Source organism: Gracilibacillus salinarum (assembly GCF_022919575.1).
Classification (GTDB): Bacteria; Bacillota; Bacilli; order Bacillales; family Amphibacillaceae; genus Gracilibacillus; species Gracilibacillus salinarum.
In genome coordinates, this window is the sequence record NZ_CP095071.1 from 2,120,597 (window position 1) to 2,140,035 (window position 19,439).

Below are 19,439 nucleotides of genomic sequence, written 5' to 3' on the forward strand. Positions count from 1 at the left end.
CTGTCATTTGCTATCACGCAGCGCTTGTTGTTTCTTCCGGTACTGATTCGGTGTCACACGATTTCGCTCCTTAAACCTTCTAATAAAACTGGAAGCGGACTGAAATCCAACATGCTCCGAAATCTCATGAACAGTTAAAGAAGACTCCGTCAGCAGACGGTTTGCTTCAAATAATCGTCGCTGCAGAATATATTCCTGAATGGTGACACCAAATTCTTTTTTGAAAAAACGGCACAGATAGAACTTACTGATATGCAAATGTTCAGCTATGGTATCCAATCGCCATTCTGTGTTCCAGACTTCATTGATTTCCTTGACGATCTGATCATGGAAATCTACCGGATTTTGCTGCTCACTAACACGATCGAGCTTATGATTGGCTTGTTGATCGATGTTCATTGAACGGCTTAGAAACAGGATCAATTCCATCAGATAAATCTCGAGAGCCGCTTTCTGTTGCCAGTTGTTTTTATGATTACTTTCAAACAAAAGGTTATCGATCATCGCTTGAAATGTATCGGTATCCCAAACAAATAAATCCAGCTTAAAATGCGGAAAAGGCAATTGATCCATGAAATGAAAAAAAGATTTGAGCAGCACATGATCAAACGAAAAAAAGTCAGCAGTAAACATCACAACTACTCTTTCATATGCTGCACCATCCCGTAAGCTTACCCGGTGAAATTCCGAGCTTTTGAAAAGCAGAATAGTATTTTTCCGTAAATGATACACTTTCTCTTCAAATACGTACAAGGCTTCTCCTGCTTTTAACCAAACAATTTCATAGCCTTGATGTCTATGAAAGACGTTCATTTGTGATGGATCCTGTTTGTGATGAATAAGAAAGCCCGGGACATGCTCTTCATGGAACTCAATCGGTGTTTCTGCCATGAATCAATCGCCTCCTTCCTCCTCTTTACCGAACACAAATCTTGCTTAGATGCTGGCGCCATTTCTCCGCTTCCTGCTGAGATATACTTCTCCTGTTCGGATTGATTACAGCCCCTGTACCTTGATTATTATATTCATATAATCTGGCATCCAAAGGAGAGAAGCCACCCATTTCGGTCCAGCCTTCCTCTTTAATATGAGCGTCTATCTCACATTGGTAAAATAGTACACTCGCTATCGCATCCGGATCTCCGCCTGGATGCCACGGTCTCCCTAAATATACCGTATGATCCGGCATTTGATTCGATTCTCTCTGCAATCGGCACTGATCGAACAAATATCCATAAGGCACCTCAATCGAAGTACTGGCAGCTGTGACAAAGCCATTATGAATAGAATCCTGAAGATTTAAGGATACAATCTCACATTTTTCAAAAACAGCCTGACCAGCACCAAAAATAAAATCAATTGCTCCTTCGATGATACACTTATCAAAATAGTGCGCTCCCTGATCAACAAGCAACGTATCCTGATATCCTTTGAAATAACAGTTTTCCAGTTTCGTATGATCACTCTGATCTGCTGTACGAAAAGCAACAGCCTGTAAGTTTTTCATTTTGGATGGATCATTATCCTTTTTCAGATATTCCTTCATGAAATCAAAACGATTTTCAAACGTCAGATTAACCGCTGTAAAATTCGGCTGCTGAACGATGACACTAGCACTTCCAAACGTACCATATGTCGAGCCATCTGTTTTTTCACTACCACTTGCCACATCATAGGTTACAATGGTCTGATCACGGCACTCACCGATCAACGTTACAGATGCTTTGTTGATTATCAATTTCTCCCGATACACACCTTTTGCAATAAAAATACAACCACCTGATTCAGCGAGACCATCTACCGCTTCCTGAATACTTCGGTAAACCGGCCTACCTGGAGTTGCCTTGTGCTCTGGGTCTACAATACTATCAATCGTTTGCTTATATTGTGATTCTAGTTCTGCAATATTATAACGCATCTATCTATCACTCCAACATTTAGTTACTTTCTGCTTCCTGATATGCTTCATTGTATTCCGTAATAATTTGTCCGCCGCCTTCTTCTTTCCACTTATCGACAGCTGATTGGAATCCTTCTAAGTCAATGTCACCTAACATATATTGAATGGTTGCATCATCGATAATTTGCTGCAGGTACGTTCCATTCTCCCCATATGTTTCAGAATGAAGCGCAACAGTAGGGTCATGAATCAGAATATTGTTATTATCCATCGTCTGGTTATATTGCTTCTCATCCAAATCATTAGCAAAACTTCGTGTCAGTGCATCAATAGCATTCTCACCACCGATTGCCAATCCTAACAGGGGCTGAATTTCTGTTTCGAAGGAATCGGCACCACTTTCCAATTTCTTCGCTTTGCCATCAACCATTTCATAATGCTCTCCTTCTGTACCATAAACGATCGAATTATAAATATCTGGCTCCATCATTGTATCGAATAACGACAGTACTTCTTTTAGATCCTCTTCTGTTTTATTGCTTTCTTTTGGAAATAAAACAACAGATCCATATCCGGCGGTAGCCCATGTTCCGGGTTCACCATCTGCAGTAGAGATGCGATTCTGCACATCTAATTCACCTTCCGGATGGGAAAGTTGCAAATTTTCCTGGAAACCTGCCGCATTACAGAGACAGCCTACAATAGCTCCTGCTTTGCCGCTAGTCAGCATTTCGGTCTGACTTGTCTTACTTGTTACAGGGAAATCTTTATTGACATAGCCGTCATCACGTAGCTTTTTGAAGAAATTCATTGTATCGATGTATTCCTCAAACATAAATTCCGGCATCAGCTCTCCGTCTTTCTCTCCCCAGTTGTTAGGCGTTCCAAAGTAGGAGCTGACAAATTTAAAACCACCATACACCAGGTCCGAATTGACTGCGACGCCAAAAGTATCATCTTTTCCATTACCATCCGGGTCTTCCTCGGTAAAAGCTTTGAACATCTCATATAAATCTTCCGTTGTTTCAGGTGCTTCGATACCTAAATTCGCTGCCCAATCCTTTCGGTACATAATGCCCCATCTTGATAAAGGCGTTTCGCGGTACAAGGCAAACACCTTACCGTCCACTGCCGTATTGTTCAATACTACCGGATCTAATTTACTCAGGTTCTCATAGTCATCAAGATATGGTCCTATTTCCCAATAGACATCATCAGTTAAGGAGTCCTTCATTTGCGTATACGACTCAGAATTCTTCACGAACATGGCTCTTGGAAAACTTTGTGTCGCGATCACGGTATTCATTTTGTCATCGTACGTTTCGTCCGGTGCCCATGTTATATCTAAATTCACACCTGCTTTTTCTTCGATCTGTTCCACAATCGGACTGTCTGTTGCCACTTGTGGTGTATGCACATTAGCCATAATACTTATCGTCTCTTCTCCATTGCTGCTTGCATTATCGGCACATCCAGCTAACAATAACGCGATACCGCACAATCCACCCATTAATCCTTTTTGGATAGGACGCCATTCACGATTAAACCTGTTCATCCCTTTCCCTCCCTTAATCTTAACATTAAAAGTAAGCGATTTCATTAACAGATTAGCATATTTTTTTCGAATTTCCATCAGTGTATATTGCTATAAAAATGTGCCGAGATTGCAGGTAGCATTCGAATACCTTTTCTCGATGACCTTCGATTGACACAGCAACGCCTCTGATGGACAATATGCTTAACTACTTACTTAGACAGGAGTTTACGAAAATGCGTAAAAAAGATGGTTTTAAATCGGAAAAGCTTTTTGTATTACCAGATTATATGCAAAAAGAGTTTCGTCAGCACGAACTGATAAAAGAGCTGATGGTAACAGACATTGGTTATTTTCCGAAAGCTGCATTTCATTATCGCGATCGACCTGATGGAGCTGATTCTTATCTTTTTATCTATTGCTCAGATGGCGAAGGCTGGGTGGAGCTTAACGGTCAGAACAAACTGACGGTTCAAAAACATATGTTAACCGTCATACCTGCCGACGTTCCGCATCGGTATGGAGCAGCTGATCACGATCCCTGGAGTATTTACTGGTTTCATTTAACCGGAGAACAAGTGGCAGTTTTTATTAAACAATTTGAACTGGATAACAGCGTATTACGGTTTCCCTCTCATTTCTTCGGGACATTCGTCGAATTATTCGAGCGCTGTTATAATCTATTGACGATGAAAGCTTATTCCAGTCTGCATCATATTCATTTATCGCAAACAATGCGTTATTTACTGAGTACGATTGGCCTCCATGTGATCCGCTCTCAGCAGGACGAAAAACGGGAACATTATCTCGACAATGCGATTAATTATATGCATGAGCATCTGGACGGAATGCTGCAACTCGATGATATTGCCCGGCACATCGGCCTTTCCAAACAACATGTCATCTACATTTTCAAAAAAGAAACAGGTACACCGCCAATCGATTATTTTATCAAAATGAAAATCCAGCACGCCTGTCAGTTACTCGATCTAACCGAATGGAGCTTAAAGGAGATCAGTCATTCATTGGGCATGAAAGATCCTTATTATTTTTCCCGGCTGTTCAAAAAAGTAATTGGGATGTCCCCTACTGCTTATCGACAGCAGCAGAAAGGGTGAAGCAACGTTCTTTCTTAAGCGATTCATTTTTTAGCCTTGTAACGGATGGAGGTGCATTGATGAAATGAGAACAAAAGGCGTAAAGAAATGCTAGGCGACTTAACTTCAATTACCGGAATGTATGCTTGTTCATACAAGAGAAACGGAGAGGCAAGCCATGACAGTAGTTCATAGCGTTTTGGTCCGGACCTTTTGAACATCCTTTATTAGTGCTATAATAGAATATAATACGGAATACTATAAGATGGTGGTGGTCAATATGTTATCGCAGCAGGAAATCCTGGATGTGCTATCTGTAAACTTAAAAAATTGGAAAGAGAAATACGGATTAAATAGTGTCGCTTTGTTTGGATCGTACTCTCGCGAAGAACAAAATAGTTCCAGTGATATTGATTTGTTAGTAGAATTTGAAGATAACGCGATGACATTTGATAACTATATGGACTTAAAATTCAATCTTGAAGATCTATTTCAAAAATCTGTTGATTTGGTTATAATCGATGATATTAAGCCAGCACTTAAACCTAGTATTTTAAGGAGTGCAAAGTATGCAGAGGGAGCCTAGGGTTTTTTTAGAGGATATATATACTGCTGCAATAAAAATTAAAACTTACACTGATGGCCTTTCATTTGACGATTTCATTGATAATGATTTAGTTTCTGATGCTGTATTGAAAAACATATTAGTTATCGGTGAGGCTACCAAAAATATTCCTGAACCAACACAAAAAGAGAACCCCCAGATTGAATGGCGAAAAATGGCCGGTATGAGAGATATGATGATTCATGGATACTTCTCTATTAATTACCAGATTGTATGGGATGTTGTCCAAAATAAAATTCCTGAATTAATAAAAGAGATCAAAAAACTTTTATAAATAAACGCACACATTGAAGTTTTGTAGATCAAGTGATGTCGATTATTTAGCTCATTTTTAAGTTTTCCATTTGACTTAGTAGTAGGAGGAGTTATAAGTGACAAAGGGAATGTTCCACTACTTCAATTCTTCCATTTTATTACTTTTCCCACTAGGATAAATACTTGTATATCATTACATTCAAATTAGTTAAATAATCAAGAACACTCCGACATTAAAAACCAAAGTGTCCTTGATTGCTATATGTTCAACACTATCCACGCCTCTGCTTAACCGAACGTCGCGTCATATTGAACAACGCCACTGAATTCTGCTAAACTATTTTCCAATAGCTCGAGCGCCATAAAGGCATCATCTGGCACATCAAATGGCGCTTGAATTCCCCATCTGCTGGCACGCTGAAAACCGAATCTTGGGTAATACGCCGGATGCCCCAAGACAATCACAGAAGCAAAGCCAAGCTCTTCTGCTTTTGTCAGGGCAACTTGAATAAGCTGACTCCCTATCCCATGATTTTGATAATCGGGAAGCACGGAAACTGGCGCCAATGCCAATGAATCTGTCACATGATCGCCATCAACGATTTTTATGTTGGATAACAGAATATGTCCGACAATATCCTGCTCATCATGTAAAGCAACCAATGACAATTCCGGGATGAAAGCTTCGGAAGCTCTAAGACGCTCGACCAGTAAGTGCTCTTGATGATCACTTAACTCCTCATTTTCAAAGGCTTTTTTAATGATCTTTTCAGTCAATTCGTGATCCTCTTCTGTTTCTTGCCTAATCAAAACTCTCATTACGTGCCCCTTTTTTTACTTATAAATTAGCTCAGTACGTCAATTTAATCAAGGATTTCACCTTAAACAACCCTAACAATTCACCTACCGTGATCGATGCGTCTGGTTGAAAGTCTTCACTTTGCAGATAATCAATTATGTTGAAAAAAGCATGCTGTGTTTCAGGTGATTTCATCTGTTTGCGATTGGTCAGATTTAAAGTGGATACAAAAATCTTCCCTCTTCCAAGACGAACTTCGAACATATAGGCTAGCTTCTTCGCTCGATTAAAGTTATCAACCACTTCGATCAATGGTTGTACCTTTGGTATTGATTCCAGGTTCAACGCAACCGTGCGATCGACTAAATGATACCATTGCCAATCCGAAAAACCATCATGCGGTAAACGATTAAGTAGTGGATGCGAATGAATCTGCATCCCCATTGTAGTACCCACCTGTTCAGGAAACCATAAGTAATTCCAGAACGTCGGAAGGTAACGGGTGATCACTTCATCATATTGGCCGCCCTCCTTCGCCATGAGCCACAGGTTTCCGCCATCCAGCACGTATTGCATGACATCTCGGGACAGCTGATCTGTGATCGCTAAGTCGACCTCTGTTTCCGGCTGAAAACTCAGTTCATTTACGCCAAGCTCATTTTCAAACCTTGCTCCATACAGACTGGCACGAAGCTCGTCGATATTGGTCCAAATCCGTTCTACATGACGTGGAAGGTTTTGCTTTGGATACACCCAGAAATCCCACTGATTGCTGACTTGCTTTCCGTTGCAATCTGTCCATGCCTTCAATGTTATTTTTTTCGCTTGATCCACGATTATCGCTTCTTTTATGGTGACGACTTCCCGAATTCCATCACCAGCAATATCATGTAATTGCTCAACACCTTTTTCATACACCTTTTCTTCATCCACCAGTTGCCAATGGACATTAGCCGTCGGACAAGGTATGCCGAAATGGGATAGCTCCAGCTGGATAGTGAGATGTTCTTGACTGAAATACGTTCGCTGCTTCGACCGCATTAATAATACGGTCGGCTCATTGAATTGCCGGAACGCCTCTGGCTCGATCAATCCCTTGTCATCCCAGAAAACATCAAGAATGCCCACTGTTGCATGTCCTTGCCCAGGAAAGTCGCGAATATCCAACAGCTGTATGCCGGATAAATTCGGTGTACGCCTCGCTTTCTCGATGTTTTCCTTTAATGCCCGCACGAGGTGTACGCCAGTTGCTTCGATAAACGCTTCTGTTTGCTGATCAAGGCCTTTAGCAGCAAGTGTTTCATTAATCGTCTCGAGCCAATATGGTTGCAGGATGCCTTGATATTTCTCCGCTTCCTGCGGTCTGACATACATGGTAAACTGGCCGTGTTCATGGGCGATCAACGGTTTCTCTTCCAATCGTGTCACTTCTGCATAATCAGTCGTTGTATCCGTTGTTGCAGCGTGATCAATATTATAAGGCGGATGCCAATTTAATGTTGGAACAAAAAAGTCACCTTCGCGAGTTTGCGCAGGAAGATTTCCGAAACCGGTATTATCTGTGTAGATTCTGCTGTTATCGCATTCCCTTGCCATTTTGACCAGTTCATTCATTTGCGGGTGACCTTCTTCGCTGATCAACTCATTCCCCATGGAGAGCATGACAAAAGAAGGGTGATTTTTTAATGCATGCAGAATGCTTTTTAATTCCTTCTTCAAAAACTGATGGACACTTTCTGGCGCATTCTTTGTCGGGTCATTATACTGCCTGCTCCAATGTGGTAATTCAGTCTGAACCAGCATACCAGCTTCATCAGCTGCTTGCCAGAACACTTCAGGTGGTGTCCAGCCATGAAGCCTCACATGATTAAATCCATATGACTTCACGATCGCAAACTGTTTTCGGTAATGGTCGATATCCCAGACTGGATAGCCGGTCTGAGGGAAGATACAGCAATCTACATAGCCTGTCAGAAATACCGGTACGTCATTTAGCAGGATTTGATATTTGGCTATTGTGATTTCTCGAAAACCGAAAGACACCGCTCGTTTGTCATATAGGTGACCGTCACGAAATAAGCTTACTTCCACCGTATACAGATAAGGATCTTCCGGTGACCATTTTCTTGCATCCTTCGCCATCTCTAACTGCAAACGCCCTTCTTGCGGTAGTTCTTGTAAGCTGACGCTCGTCACCTCTTTTCCCTGATCATCCACTATTGCTGCTTCCATTGATAATGATTCACGGTTCTCATGACGAAGCGCGATATTTAGCTCTACCAGATGACGGTTGATATCTGACGTAATGGCTATATCCTTTATTCCCTGACGCGGTCTGGCAATTAACTGGATACCACCAGTAATCCCTCCCCAATAGGTGGAAGTATGCTGGGAATGAATATGACTTTCCTGCATGGGCAGGTGCATCCGGTTATCTAACTTCACCACAAGTCGCTGTTTTTCACCTGGCTTGAGCACATGACTGACAGAATAGCATTGAGCAGTTGACAAACGATCTTCTTTACCAAGATACTGACTATCTAACCAGCATTCCGTAATCCATCTGACACCATCCAGTTGTAAGATAACGTCTTTTCCAGCCACATCTTCGGGGATGGTTATTTCCTTTACATACCAAGCCACCCCTTCATATTCCCGTTTCTTTTTCCATGTTCCAATCGGCTGATGTGCAGTCGCTTCTCCATACCCTTGCTCTTCTATGGATCCAGGAACTTGAATCGTCTCTTCGGGAATCCCTTCTATCCAATTCTGCTCGTCATTCGGATCAAGTGAAAAATGCCACGTTCCATTTAAATTAAGCATGATAACTATCTCCCTTCTGCTGACATAGATTCAAGTGAATCAGCGCATCCTGGTGATTACTATTTTCTTTCAGGACGTTACAAAAATAATATTCTGCTTGCTGAATGTCACCCAATCCCAGCATTCCTAACCCGATCATAAACTGGCAATGCAGCTTATTTCGCAGGATTAAGTCCTCTTCAAACACGAGGAAATCTGGTAAAGAAACAGCAAAATAATCAATCTTTACTTGATCATAGAAATGTGATTCACCGTAATCGATCAGCTTATGAAACCGGCGTTTTGCCTCTTTTTCATTATTTAAAGCCAACCAGGCAAGTCCTTGGTAAAAGATCATCTCCGGTGGCTGGTCATTATAATACATTGCACTGGCTGGTTCCATTAAACCTGTCGATGCTATGCTGAATGCCTCCGCTGCTTTCTCCGATGCCTCTACATGCTGATAGGCACATCCTAAGTAATAATAGATATTATTTTCCTGTGCACCTTCCAGCTTGCCTTCCCCTAAGTTTTCTGGAAAATGCAGGGCTTGTGTCAGGTAGTCCACCGCTTCCTGATACTGTTCGTTTTCTAAGCTTTGTTTCGCCAATTCCACATTTGCGATCACATATTGTCCAGTGACTTTTCCTTCGCCACCTTCCCACGGATGGAACTTTCTTATCTGCAGCGCTCGCAGTGCATCCTCATACTGACCCAATGTATTCAGTAACGTGACGTATTCCAGATACAAATCATCGCGCATTTCTACCAGATGACGATACGCCTTTAACTGATTCAGACGTTCTGCCGGTGCTTTATTGATCTTTTTATAAAGCTGATCCAATTCATAGAAGACGCGGGCATCCTGCTTATTCAGCTCAAACGCTTTTTCTAATGACTGTTGAGCCTGTTCCGGCTTACTTTCTTTATTAACATAAGCTAAGGCAAGGTTGCGGTGAACCGTGGCAAAGGAGGCATCCAGTTTCGCAGATTTTTCCCAATGCCAGATAGCATCGTGATATCTTTTTTTATCATAGAGTAAGTTCCCGATATAGTAATGGGCATTACTGTCAGCATGATCCTGTTCAATAGCGAAAGCCAGCACCTGATAGTCGAAAAGACTGTTAGGGAAACAATAATCAGATGGAGCCTGCTTGGCAAATTGATGTTGCTGCTCCGACTTGTCACTTTTTCCGAGTAACTGATATAAATAACACAAGGCATAATGTACCATTGGATGCCGTTGTTCACTGATCGTTTCCAACAATTCAACTGCTTCCGTGTAGAGCCCGGCATGCTGATAATCATCCGCCAGTGCCAGATAATTCGTCACATCCGCTCTCATAACCTGATTAAAAATTGTCTGCGTATCGTCAGCCAGTTGTTGCTCACCTGTCTGACGATAGAGCTGTGCTAACTCATGAAATACAGCCAGTGCCATTTTATCGCGTTCCAGTGTTTCTTTTGCACATGAAATGGCTTGATCTCGGGAACCCATCCTTCTTAATAAAGCGATTTTCAGCAGTCGCGCCTGGTAATGGTGATCATTACGAATCAAAGAACGGTTCACCAGCTCCAATGCTTCCTGATAGCTTCCCTTGATCGTCGCAATTTGGGCAAGGGCGAAATAGCCGCTATCCTGCCAATCCGCACTCCAAACCGCCTTATAGAATGCTGCAAATGCTTGATCGTATTGCTGTTGATACTGTAAGGCTAAACCGAGCTGAAAATAGGCTTCTCCGTCATAGGGATTGGGATTTCTTACGGTTATCGCATGGATGGCTTTTTTGAAATGTCCCTCTGCATCAGCAAATTGACCTTTCCGCAATAACCATTTGCCATAAGCAATATTAAGCCTGCTATCCCGTGGCTCTCGTTTCAGCCCCTCAAGATAATAGTCTGCCGGATTAAATGTAGCATGACGATACTGCTCCAAATGCAATCCTGCTAAATATAAATCTTCAGTAGTCTGTAATGCTTTCGGCTCCTTCATCGGCTCTGCAGGTGCTGGTATTTCCTCTATTTCTTCTTTCTTTGGCTGATAAGCAACGAGCACGCTTTCCTGTGTCTTGACGATCAGTCGCAGGTCATGCTCCCGCTCTGCCTCATCCAGTGCAACTTTAGCAGAAAAGGTATTCGTCGGTGACAAGCTGGAAATCTCGGAAAGATACGTTTTCTTACGTCCTGTCAATTCTATTTGAACCTTGTCGAAAGGAGACGTCGTATAGACCTTTATTTCTGCTTGATTGTCTCCCTCTATTTCCAGATTAACAGCCGCGTCTTTCGAGGCATTTTTCACTTCACCGATGTTCTTATAAGGCATGAAGTATTGCGTAAATGCCTTTTCCTCATAAGGTTTTAACCAGGTGAAATCTGGCTGATTATCGGTATAAACTCCTGTCATTAATTCAATATATGGTCCGTCTTCATCCGTTAACTGGCGATCCCACGCCTGACCGAATTCACCGTTCCCCCACGTCCACTGCTTCTTTCCTGGTGAAATATGATGATTGGCGACATGCAGCAACCCAGCCTGCACACCATGATCATAACCGCCTACGAAGTTATAGTCTGATTTATAGGCCATGTAAGAGGTCGGAACAGGAATATTCTTATACCGCGAGATATCAACGCCCTCTGAATAATCTTTCTTATAATAGGTTCCAGTGGCGATCGGAAAACGGGATACATCGCGCTTTCCGTGATCAAAAACAGCATGGACATCCGGTGGAAAAATAGATTGTGTCTTGTCATTCACCGCGACAGCAGGGTTTGCCCACCATAGGAACGTCTGATCCTGACTGGTACGATTGTAGAGCTGTGCATCTATTTCCACATACGCTTTGTCCGGATACAGTCGGAATCCTGCGGTCATCTTCGTGCCATACATCCGGTCGATTTCACTGATCCATAATACGGCACTGCCCCCCTCTTCCTTCTCCATCCGGTATTCCACAGGACCAAACGTATTGGGACGATGGTGCTGGGGCCAATTAAATTCTATTCCACCCGAAATCCACGGACCTGCTAATCCGACCAGGGCTGGCTTGATCACCCGGTTGTAGTACACGAAATCATAATCATTTGTTTTATCTAATGCCCGGTAAATTCTTCCGCCAATCTCCGGCATCAATTCTACGCGAATATACTGATTTTCCAGAATCACAAGTTGATAGCTTTTCATCACTTTCTCGTCATCGATTTTATCAATCACCGGATAAGGATAGACGCGGCCAGAACTTCCCTGATAGACTCTTTTTTCCAGAAACATTGGATTCTTATCTGGTTTCCCTGTCTCATATGTTGGAATTTCCCGTGTTTCTTCCCATACTTTCACGTTAGCGATTTGAACCTCACTCATTCGTTTCACTCCTTTTATGGCTATAGTTATACAATAGCTTCTTTAAAGCGCTTTACCAATTAACGAAATTCGGTTTTTGATGGATTATGTTCTTAAGCGCTAAGTAGGTTATAATGGAATGGAGGTTATTGGAAATGCAGAGAGACTTTGATCAGTGGAGGTTTTTGACCCCCACTGATCATTAACGTAACTTATCAGGGTAATAGTGTCTGTTTACTCCCACTTACCTTCTTTGTGATACTCGAAGCTTGAAGTGGGAGTCTTACAGACGGTTAGCACCGTGATAAAGCGGGAGGGATAGGAGAATGAGGAAGGTTACCGTCTATCATTATGATGCATTTAGTAAAAAAGCGGGTAAAGGAAATCCGGCGGGAATCGTTTTGAATGGCGAGCAGTTAACAGATGAAGAAATGCAGAAGACAGCATTGAAAGTTGGTTTTAACGAAACTGCATTTCCGCTGCCATCAGATATAGCAGACTTACGCATCCGTTTTTTTACACCTGGCCACGAAATGAACCTGTGCGGCCACGCCACAATAGCGACGGTCTATGCCTTACATTCAAAAGGACTGCTAAGTGATAAAACGGAAGTTACTATTGAGACAAACGCAGGTATTTTACCAGTAAACATAGAGACTGTGAAAAATGAGCTATTTCTGACAATGAAACAAGCATCTCCAGCATTTGCAGCATTTAATGGATCTGCAAAAAAATTAGCGAACGCGATCGGATTAGAAGAAACAGAAATTCGTACGGATATTCCTGTCGTTTATGGCAGTACTGGTACATGGACACTATTAATTCCCATAAAAGAACTCGCTTCATTTCAAAAGATGAACCCTAACACCAAATGTTTTCCCGCTATCTTACGAGAGAATAAAAGAGCATCTATCCATCCATTTTGCATGGAAACGATTGATCCGGAAGCGGATATGCATGCGCGACACTTCTCTTCTCCCTACTCAGGAACGGTGGAGGATGCCGTGACTGGCACTGCATCTGGAGTGATGGGTGCGTATTACGCTACTTATATGAACCCGGACTTTTCCGATTCACTGCAGCTTCTGGTAGAACAGGGGCATGAAATAAAAAAAGATGGACGTGTACTAGTCGATGTCTCACGAAATAAGGAGACCTATGAGATTCGGATTAGTGGAAATGCGGTGTTTGTTAAGGAATTTGATGTGGTACTGGATGAATAGCAAGGGAGGAGAGCCGTTTGCGAAGTAGAAATGAGTACTTGATTCATGTAGCGCACCAGTTTATTAACAATTGTGAACCAGAGGTTGTTTATGCCTCTGTTGGAGGATCTGTTGGCAGAGGAGAAGCAGATCGTTATAGTGATGTCGATGTAACGGTATTTACAAAAACTGCTGTCACTTCTAAAAATATCGACCTATACTATGAGAAAGAAATAATACAAGCAGAGGTACTGCCAGCGACGCAATTGCCAACTAAACAAGCCATTCGTGAAGAGCCATGGAATTATCGTTTTATTACGGAGACTATGATCATAAAAGACACAGATGGGATCTACCAAGCGTTACGGGAATGGGCAATTTGCTATTTAAATTCCGTTCAAGCAAAGCAAAAGATGATCCAATTTGTTTCTGCGGTGGTAAAAGAACGGTGCACATACGCAGTGGAGTGTATCCATAACCATATGACCATTTCAGCTAATATAACAGCGATGGGGGCGATGGCGGATGCTGGATTTTTATATTTGTTTATAAGAAAACAATCATGTTCTACAGAGGCTATGTTCTCTGAAGTGATTCATAACCACAAGGAAACTTTTATGAAAGCTTCTCCTTTTTCTCTATCACAAGACCATAACATCTCTGCTTGTCTTCGTCACTTCCGACAATTCTTAAGAAAACAGGGATATAACAGCAATCAGTTAACTGACATACATGATGTCCTGTGTGATAAAAAAATAGAAAGATTGAATCATGCTAATCATATTTTGCAACTGCAATGGCAAATGTACGGTGAAGCAGTCGGACTATATTTAGAGACAGCCAATGGATTACCTTACGAAGATTTTCAGAAAGAGCTGCCGTTATCGCTACAGAAAGAATTAACGATGCTAGGTTTTTCTCCATTCTCCATGACTCAAGTCGAACAGCTCTGTAGTGTAAGTCAGGAATTGATCAAGAAAGCAACTAGAACTTATCAGTAAGTCTTCTTTCGATAATAAATCAACGTTGTCTGCTCATTTAGCTTCCGGATTATACCTGTTTTTTGATAGCCCATTTTCTCGTACAGATGACCATTTCGTTTTTCTTCTAAAATAGTGGCTAACTCCCACGTCCGCGCCTTCGTAAATAATTGTTCAACGAGGGTTATACTTTTTTGAGCTATTCCTCTTCCTTGAAAAGCGGGCAAGATGAACATTGGACTGATCCAATATTGTAAGTTATCTTTACTAGTAACACAAATGGCTCCAACCAACTCGTTATCCGCTACTATTTTGAAAAAGCCACCAGATGGATCACTGATTCTTTTGATTACTCTATCAATAGATTCTGCTGCTGGGTTCGTGTGATAATCTTTATACTTTTCTAAAAGAGGCAAAAAGGCTTCTCTCTGAATGGGAAATATTGAGTTTGCATCATCTACTACTGCTTTTTCCAGCTTTATTTCCATATCATTCACCTTTCCACTAATCCGCTTAATGAACCGCTTATCCCAAATGGTACTTTTTTAAAGAGGGAAGTTTTCACATCTCCCTTTAATCTGACAACCAGTTTATTCAGATCAAGATTACTATCATCAGTCGATGGGAGAGAGAATTCTTTCTGTTCTGCATCTTTTATCGTAAAATCATTTTCTGGATAAAGGACTTCCTCATCGTTTTCATTTTCAACAGCATAGCTTAGTTCATATGATAAATCTACTAAATCAAAACCAGTTTGGTTGGTAACAATAAGCTTTGGTTCTCCACCTTCTTCTACCCGAAAAATAATATCATCGTCATTAAAATGGGAAGAACAACCAGCTAAAACTATCAACAGAACAATGCATATTGAGGCGTGATACCTTTTCATAATTACCTCTCCAATCTGCTAGATTTTCCTTATAGTGCCTGTTCAAAAATCGACAAATGAGAAGCAAGAAGGTCAAGGCGGTGCAGCGAGGAGCATCGGAACGTATGGTATGAATACGTGAGAAGCGGACTCGCAAACCAACGAAGAGATTCGCTGCTTATCTTTTGGTGACTTTTTGAACAACCTCTTATAGTAATTCTTCCACATACCGAAGCGTTGGAACAAGCTGATGACTGTCATACATTGCTTTCAACTCTTTCCTCGTCACCCATTTGATATCGACTACTTCCTCTTCCTGCAACACAACATCCCGAATATCAACGTTTTCTGCAAACAGCCAATCATCCTTGAAATCGTGAAATCCATCTCGTCTTGTGCTTTTTACCAGCTTTCCATTTTTCTTAGAAAGGGGGACTCCTATCTCTTCTTTTACTTCCCGCAAAGCACCCTCCAGACTGTTTTCACCAGCTAATATCGAGCCACCTGTGCCTTCCCAGAGATTAGGATGCGATTTGTCCGGATGTCTTTTAGTTAAAAGGATATCCCCGTTCTCATTGATAATCCAGACACTAACAACGATATGATAATCACCATCTGCCATTGGAAGCCCCCGTTTATGCGTTCTTCCTGTTCTCTTTCTATTTTGATCGTAAATATCCCAGATTTCCATAAACACCCTCCCTGTTTGTTATAAACCTTTTATATCATCAACCAGTTCAACTAACCCATCATGAAAAAGATGACGATCACCTTCGATCTGTCTCAGCGTTGCCTGGGGCAGTTTTTTTGCATAGGCTTGGTGATGGATAAAAGGAACAATTTTCTCATTACGACTATGATACAGAAATACGTTAGCTATCGGAGGGAGATTCTCTGCAAAGTGGTGCGGAAGGATAAAATCATTTAACTGCCATTCATCATCCAAGCCCCAATACGGAGATGCAAGAATGAACATACCTCTGATCGTAAGCTTACAAGCCTGCTCAGAAAGGTACTTTAGCAAAACAGAACCACCTAAGGAATGGCCGATTACTATTACCTCGCCATGAAGTTTGTTAATTTCTTTCTCAAGCTGATGTTTCCACTGATCATACTTTGGCTCTTCAGGTGCAGGCATTTCAGGCGTGATTAGACGATAGGAATCACTGAGTTCTTTTTCGAGATAAGCGATTAAATTACTACTTCCTTCATTCGGTCCCTGTGGTCCAGCGCTATGGATAAATAATACGGTTTTTTTCATATTTTCATCCTTTTTAATAGATTTTCTTCACGAACAAAACTCTATCCTGGTCCTCTCCATCATAATTTGCCAAAACAGAAACACCGTCTACTTCTTTGTTACCTTGCTCGATCGCAAATCCGATCTTTGTGTGGTAAGCAATAGAAGTTTTATTAACAGGAGAAGTTACCGCACGAACAAATCTTTTGCCATTCTTTTCTGCCTCATTAAAAAATGCATGGTAAAGCTGCTTACCAATCTGTTGCTGGCGAAAGTCGGGATGCACACCGACAAAATGAATATAAGCTACATCTTGATCAGATTGTGAGAAAAATCCAATTAAAAAACCAATTATTTCTCCCTTTTGTTCGATAATAAAACTAGTATTGTTAAAGTGAACAAAAAATACTTTAGGCAGCAGGTGAGCCATCTGTCTGCCACCCCACCAATCATTAATGACAGGAAAAATACTATCATAATCAGCGCTTGTGACATTTCTTATTTTCATCTAGTTTCACTCCAATCTGTTCATCTTTACCCCATGATTCCAAGCTTTTTGCTTATAGATCATCGATTTCTTGCAACGATTCTTTGTTTGTCGAGTCTATTATTAGTTTAGTCATTATCTCACGCCTATCTGTATCTCTTAAGTTAGAAGCTTCTTCATCACTAGTCTATTATCATGTATGAAGTAGTCATTTTTTTGATAAAATGATTTTGCTTTCCCATCATTAGCAGTTATTAAGTATAGACTTTCTATCCCTATACTTGTGAGCTTTTTTTCTAAATAGGTAAGCAGACTTGTTCCGTAGCCATTTCCCTGCTCCCGATTGTCGATACATAGTTCGGCTACGTAAAGTGAAACTACAATCAGGGGAGGGTTTTTGCTCCCTTGATTGCTAGCGAAACTTATCAGGAAGTTATCGTCCGTTTATCCCCCACTTAGCTTCTTAGTTATCTCTTGAATCTTGAAGTGTTGGCATATCAAATGTACAGATCATGACTGTCATCTTCGGTGAGTTCTTCCAAGTAGATGTTGCTTATCACCGTCATCAGACCTCTACTCCTTCCATTCCTTGATCATTTTATAATTCCTCAACTCTACTCCTCTTCGTTTTACTATTTGAGGACGAACGACTCGATAACCTCGCTTTATGAAAAAAGGTTTTGCTGTAATACTAGCATCGGTATCAACCGTTAAAAGGTTCCATTTCTTCGCTTCTGATTCCAGAGCATCGACTAATGCCGTCGCTATCCCTTTCCGTTGAAAATCCTTATGGACATACAATCTATCTATATGACCTAAAAAAGATAGATCAGCAAATCCTACGATCCTTCCTTGAGATTTTGCTACATACGCTATGTTTGCACGTAACGATTCACACCAGGTTGCCAGTTTTTCCGCCTGTTCATCTGCTGGTGCCCAAGCATGAAGCGCTGTTGTTGAGTAATCTTTTCGGTTAACATGATGAACCGTATCATAGAATAAGGAAACCACTTCCTCAATATCAGACACGTTGAACTTTTCGATCTCCAAACTGTACGCCTCCCGTTACTTTTTCAAGCGAAAACAGCAGAATTTATAGTTTTGCAAACCTTAATGCGTCTCTACTTCTGAATATGGAAACAATTCTGTCTGCTTTCCCTGCGAATGATGCTCTGTCTCTGACTATCGATACAAATCTACCAGCACTCTTCTCTAGATTTGTTCCCTTTCCTCGCTTATGATACAAATGTCTCCGCTTTTCTTTTAAATTTGTGTTCTTTCTTGGACGATCGATACAAATCTAGCAGCGCTCTTCCCTAGATTTGTTCCCTTTCCTCGCTTACGATACAAATGTCTCCGCTTTTCTTTTTGATTTGTGTTCTTTCTTGGACGATCGATACAAATCTATCAGCACTTTTCCTGGATTTGTTCCCTTTCCTCGCTTATGATACAAATGTCTCCACTTTTCTTTTAGATTTGTGCTCTTTCTTGGACGATCGATACAAATCTATCAGCACTTTTCCTGGATTTGTTCCCTTTCCTCGCTTATGATACAAATGTCTCCGCTTTTCTTTTAGATTTGTGCTCTTTCTTGGACGATCGATACAAATCTATCAGCACTCTTCCTGGATTTGTTCCCTTTCCTCGCTTACGATACAAATGTCTCCGCTTTTCTTTTTGATTTGTGCTCTTTCTCTGGCTTTTTTCTTATAACGCTATTTCTCGTAACACTCTAGCAGGGTTGCCGCCCACCACTACATTATCAGGTACATCTTTCGTGACGACTGCACCTGATGCTATCACTGCATTGTTTCCAATCGTTACACCAGGATTAATAATGGCGCTTCCACCAATCCAGACATTATCGCCTATCGTAATCGGTTTTGCATATTCTTTCCCGGAATTACGCTCAGTTGGATTGAGCGGGTATGTTGCCGTATAGATTTGCACGCCTGGCGCTAACATACAATTATCGCCAAAGCGAACTTCACAAACGTCTAAAATGGTGCAGTCAAAATTTGCAAAGAAATTTTCTCCCACATGTGTGTTATAACCGTAATCAAAGCGGATATTTGGTTCCATGTAGACCATTTCGCCTGTCGATCCTAGTAATTCTTTTAACAGCTCCACTCGTTTTGCTTCTTCTGTTTGATTATATTGGCGAACGATACGTCTGGCATTCATCCGGCCACTTACTAATTCATTATCTGCTGGATTATACATTTCTCCAGCTACCATTTTTTCTTTTTCTGTTCTCATTTCCTTATCTCCTCTGTTGTATGTATAAATATCTCAATATGAATGCTTGGT

Annotated in this window: 19 protein-coding genes; 5 read left to right on the top strand and 14 right to left on the bottom strand. The window is 41.3% G+C overall.

All coding sequences use genetic code 11. The features are described from left to right. Positions 1-3: 3 nt before the first annotated feature. Genes MUN87_RS09860 through MUN87_RS09870 form a run of 3 tightly spaced genes read right to left on the bottom strand, consistent with a single transcriptional unit; the run spans position 4 to position 3,455 of the window. Positions 4-891, bottom strand: a complete 888-nt coding sequence (locus MUN87_RS09860) for an AraC family transcriptional regulator (protein ID WP_244747598.1) — start codon at positions 889-891, stop codon at positions 4-6. 25 nt (positions 892-916) lie between these two features. Further along, a complete protein-coding gene (locus MUN87_RS09865; protein WP_244747599.1) occupies positions 917-1,918 on the bottom strand; it encodes a pectinesterase family protein in 1,002 nt (333 codons plus the stop codon). A gap of 19 nt (positions 1,919-1,937) precedes the next feature. Continuing rightward, a complete protein-coding gene (locus tag MUN87_RS09870; protein ID WP_244747600.1) occupies positions 1,938-3,455 on the bottom strand; it encodes an extracellular solute-binding protein in 1,518 nt (505 codons plus the stop codon). A gap of 215 nt (positions 3,456-3,670) precedes the next feature. Here MUN87_RS09870 and MUN87_RS09875 point away from each other — a divergent pair, with 215 nt between their 5' ends. From MUN87_RS09875 to MUN87_RS09885, 3 genes are all read left to right on the top strand, one after another. Continuing rightward, positions 3,671-4,552 (top strand): AraC family transcriptional regulator, encoded by an 882-nt coding sequence (locus MUN87_RS09875; RefSeq protein ID WP_244747601.1) that lies wholly within the window; start codon positions 3,671-3,673, stop codon positions 4,550-4,552. 259 nt (positions 4,553-4,811) lie between these two features. After that, a complete protein-coding gene (locus tag MUN87_RS09880; RefSeq protein ID WP_244747602.1) occupies positions 4,812-5,117 on the top strand; it encodes a nucleotidyltransferase family protein in 306 nt (101 codons plus the stop codon). Beyond that, entirely contained in the window at positions 5,101-5,430 is a 330-nt protein-coding gene (locus MUN87_RS09885; RefSeq protein ID WP_244747603.1) for a HepT-like ribonuclease domain-containing protein, read from the top strand. Before MUN87_RS09880 ends, MUN87_RS09885 begins: the two co-directional genes overlap by 17 nt. 269 nt (positions 5,431-5,699) lie before the next feature. On the opposite strand, the gene MUN87_RS09890 is transcribed toward MUN87_RS09885, so the two are convergent. Genes MUN87_RS09890 through MUN87_RS09900 form a run of 3 tightly spaced genes read right to left on the bottom strand, consistent with a single transcriptional unit; the run spans position 5,700 to position 12,373 of the window. Further along, on the bottom strand, positions 5,700-6,230 hold the full coding sequence (locus MUN87_RS09890; RefSeq protein ID WP_244747604.1) for a GNAT family N-acetyltransferase: 531 nt from the start codon (positions 6,228-6,230) through the stop codon (positions 5,700-5,702). A gap of 31 nt (positions 6,231-6,261) precedes the next feature. Continuing rightward, positions 6,262-9,033, bottom strand: coding sequence for a glycoside hydrolase family 2 protein (locus tag MUN87_RS09895; protein WP_244747605.1), 2,772 nt, complete (start codon positions 9,031-9,033; stop codon positions 6,262-6,264). Beyond that, positions 9,026-12,373 carry a DUF5107 domain-containing protein gene (locus MUN87_RS09900; RefSeq protein WP_244747606.1) on the bottom strand — a complete coding sequence of 1,116 codons (3,348 nt, stop codon included), beginning with the start codon at positions 12,371-12,373 and terminating at the stop codon, positions 9,026-9,028. Before MUN87_RS09900 ends, MUN87_RS09895 begins: the two co-directional genes overlap by 8 nt. Before the next feature lie 305 nt (positions 12,374-12,678). Here MUN87_RS09900 and MUN87_RS09905 point away from each other — a divergent pair, with 305 nt between their 5' ends. Continuing rightward, positions 12,679-13,575, top strand: a complete 897-nt coding sequence (locus MUN87_RS09905; RefSeq protein ID WP_244747607.1) for a PhzF family phenazine biosynthesis protein — start codon at positions 12,679-12,681, stop codon at positions 13,573-13,575. 17 nt (positions 13,576-13,592) lie between these two features. Then, complete coding sequence (locus tag MUN87_RS09910; protein WP_244747608.1) at positions 13,593-14,555, top strand: nucleotidyltransferase domain-containing protein; 963 nt, start codon at positions 13,593-13,595, stop codon at positions 14,553-14,555. On the opposite strand, the gene MUN87_RS09915 is transcribed toward MUN87_RS09910, so the two are convergent. The 8 genes from MUN87_RS09915 to MUN87_RS09945 form a co-directional block, all read right to left on the bottom strand. Continuing rightward, complete coding sequence (locus tag MUN87_RS09915; RefSeq protein WP_244747609.1) at positions 14,549-15,022, bottom strand: GNAT family N-acetyltransferase; 474 nt, start codon at positions 15,020-15,022, stop codon at positions 14,549-14,551. The two genes, MUN87_RS09910 and MUN87_RS09915, sit on opposite strands and share 7 nt — an antisense overlap. A gap of 5 nt (positions 15,023-15,027) precedes the next feature. Then, positions 15,028-15,423, bottom strand: a complete 396-nt coding sequence (locus MUN87_RS09920) for a hypothetical protein (RefSeq protein ID WP_244747610.1) — start codon at positions 15,421-15,423, stop codon at positions 15,028-15,030. Positions 15,424-15,610: 187 nt separating this feature from the next. Then, the gene (locus MUN87_RS09925; protein WP_244747611.1) at positions 15,611-16,093 is read right to left on the bottom strand and encodes an NUDIX hydrolase; all 483 of its coding nucleotides are present in this window, start codon (positions 16,091-16,093) and stop codon (positions 15,611-15,613) included. Positions 16,094-16,111: 18 nt separating this feature from the next. After that, complete coding sequence (locus MUN87_RS09930) at positions 16,112-16,663, bottom strand: alpha/beta fold hydrolase (RefSeq protein WP_244747612.1); 552 nt, start codon at positions 16,661-16,663, stop codon at positions 16,112-16,114. A 13-nt stretch (positions 16,664-16,676) separates the two neighbouring features. Next, positions 16,677-17,150 (bottom strand): GNAT family N-acetyltransferase, encoded by a 474-nt coding sequence (locus MUN87_RS09935; protein WP_244747613.1) that lies wholly within the window; start codon positions 17,148-17,150, stop codon positions 16,677-16,679. Positions 17,151-17,288: 138 nt separating this feature from the next. Continuing rightward, complete coding sequence (locus MUN87_RS22425; RefSeq protein WP_369414025.1) at positions 17,289-17,558, bottom strand: GNAT family N-acetyltransferase; 270 nt, start codon at positions 17,556-17,558, stop codon at positions 17,289-17,291. Positions 17,559-17,702: 144 nt separating this feature from the next. Beyond that, positions 17,703-18,179, bottom strand: coding sequence for a GNAT family N-acetyltransferase (locus MUN87_RS09940; protein WP_244747614.1), 477 nt, complete (start codon positions 18,177-18,179; stop codon positions 17,703-17,705). Positions 18,180-18,836: 657 nt separating this feature from the next. Then, positions 18,837-19,388, bottom strand: a complete 552-nt coding sequence (locus MUN87_RS09945; protein ID WP_244747615.1) for a sugar O-acetyltransferase — start codon at positions 19,386-19,388, stop codon at positions 18,837-18,839. Positions 19,389-19,439: the final 51 nt, after the last annotated feature.

Coding starts and splice junctions, on each gene's coding strand:
- MUN87_RS09860 (WP_244747598.1), bottom strand. CDS start 891: ATGGCAGAAACACCGATTGAGTTCCATGAAGAGCATGTCCCGGGCTTT.
- MUN87_RS09865 (WP_244747599.1), bottom strand. CDS start 1,918: ATGCGTTATAATATTGCAGAACTAGAATCACAATATAAGCAAACGATT.
- MUN87_RS09870 (WP_244747600.1), bottom strand. CDS start 3,455: ATGAACAGGTTTAATCGTGAATGGCGTCCTATCCAAAAAGGATTAATG.
- MUN87_RS09875 (WP_244747601.1), top strand. CDS start 3,671: ATGCGTAAAAAAGATGGTTTTAAATCGGAAAAGCTTTTTGTATTACCA.
- MUN87_RS09880 (WP_244747602.1), top strand. CDS start 4,812: ATGTTATCGCAGCAGGAAATCCTGGATGTGCTATCTGTAAACTTAAAA.
- MUN87_RS09885 (WP_244747603.1), top strand. CDS start 5,101: ATGCAGAGGGAGCCTAGGGTTTTTTTAGAGGATATATATACTGCTGCA.
- MUN87_RS09890 (WP_244747604.1), bottom strand. CDS start 6,230: ATGAGAGTTTTGATTAGGCAAGAAACAGAAGAGGATCACGAATTGACT.
- MUN87_RS09895 (WP_244747605.1), bottom strand. CDS start 9,033: ATGCTTAATTTAAATGGAACGTGGCATTTTTCACTTGATCCGAATGAC.
- MUN87_RS09900 (WP_244747606.1), bottom strand. CDS start 12,373: ATGAGTGAGGTTCAAATCGCTAACGTGAAAGTATGGGAAGAAACACGG.
- MUN87_RS09905 (WP_244747607.1), top strand. CDS start 12,679: ATGAGGAAGGTTACCGTCTATCATTATGATGCATTTAGTAAAAAAGCG.
- MUN87_RS09915 (WP_244747609.1), bottom strand. CDS start 15,022: ATGGAAATAAAGCTGGAAAAAGCAGTAGTAGATGATGCAAACTCAATA.
- MUN87_RS09920 (WP_244747610.1), bottom strand. CDS start 15,423: ATGAAAAGGTATCACGCCTCAATATGCATTGTTCTGTTGATAGTTTTA.
- MUN87_RS09925 (WP_244747611.1), bottom strand. CDS start 16,093: ATGGAAATCTGGGATATTTACGATCAAAATAGAAAGAGAACAGGAAGA.
- MUN87_RS09930 (WP_244747612.1), bottom strand. CDS start 16,663: ATGAAAAAAACCGTATTATTTATCCATAGCGCTGGACCACAGGGACCG.
- MUN87_RS09935 (WP_244747613.1), bottom strand. CDS start 17,150: ATGAAAATAAGAAATGTCACAAGCGCTGATTATGATAGTATTTTTCCT.
- MUN87_RS09945 (WP_244747615.1), bottom strand. CDS start 19,388: ATGAGAACAGAAAAAGAAAAAATGGTAGCTGGAGAAATGTATAATCCA.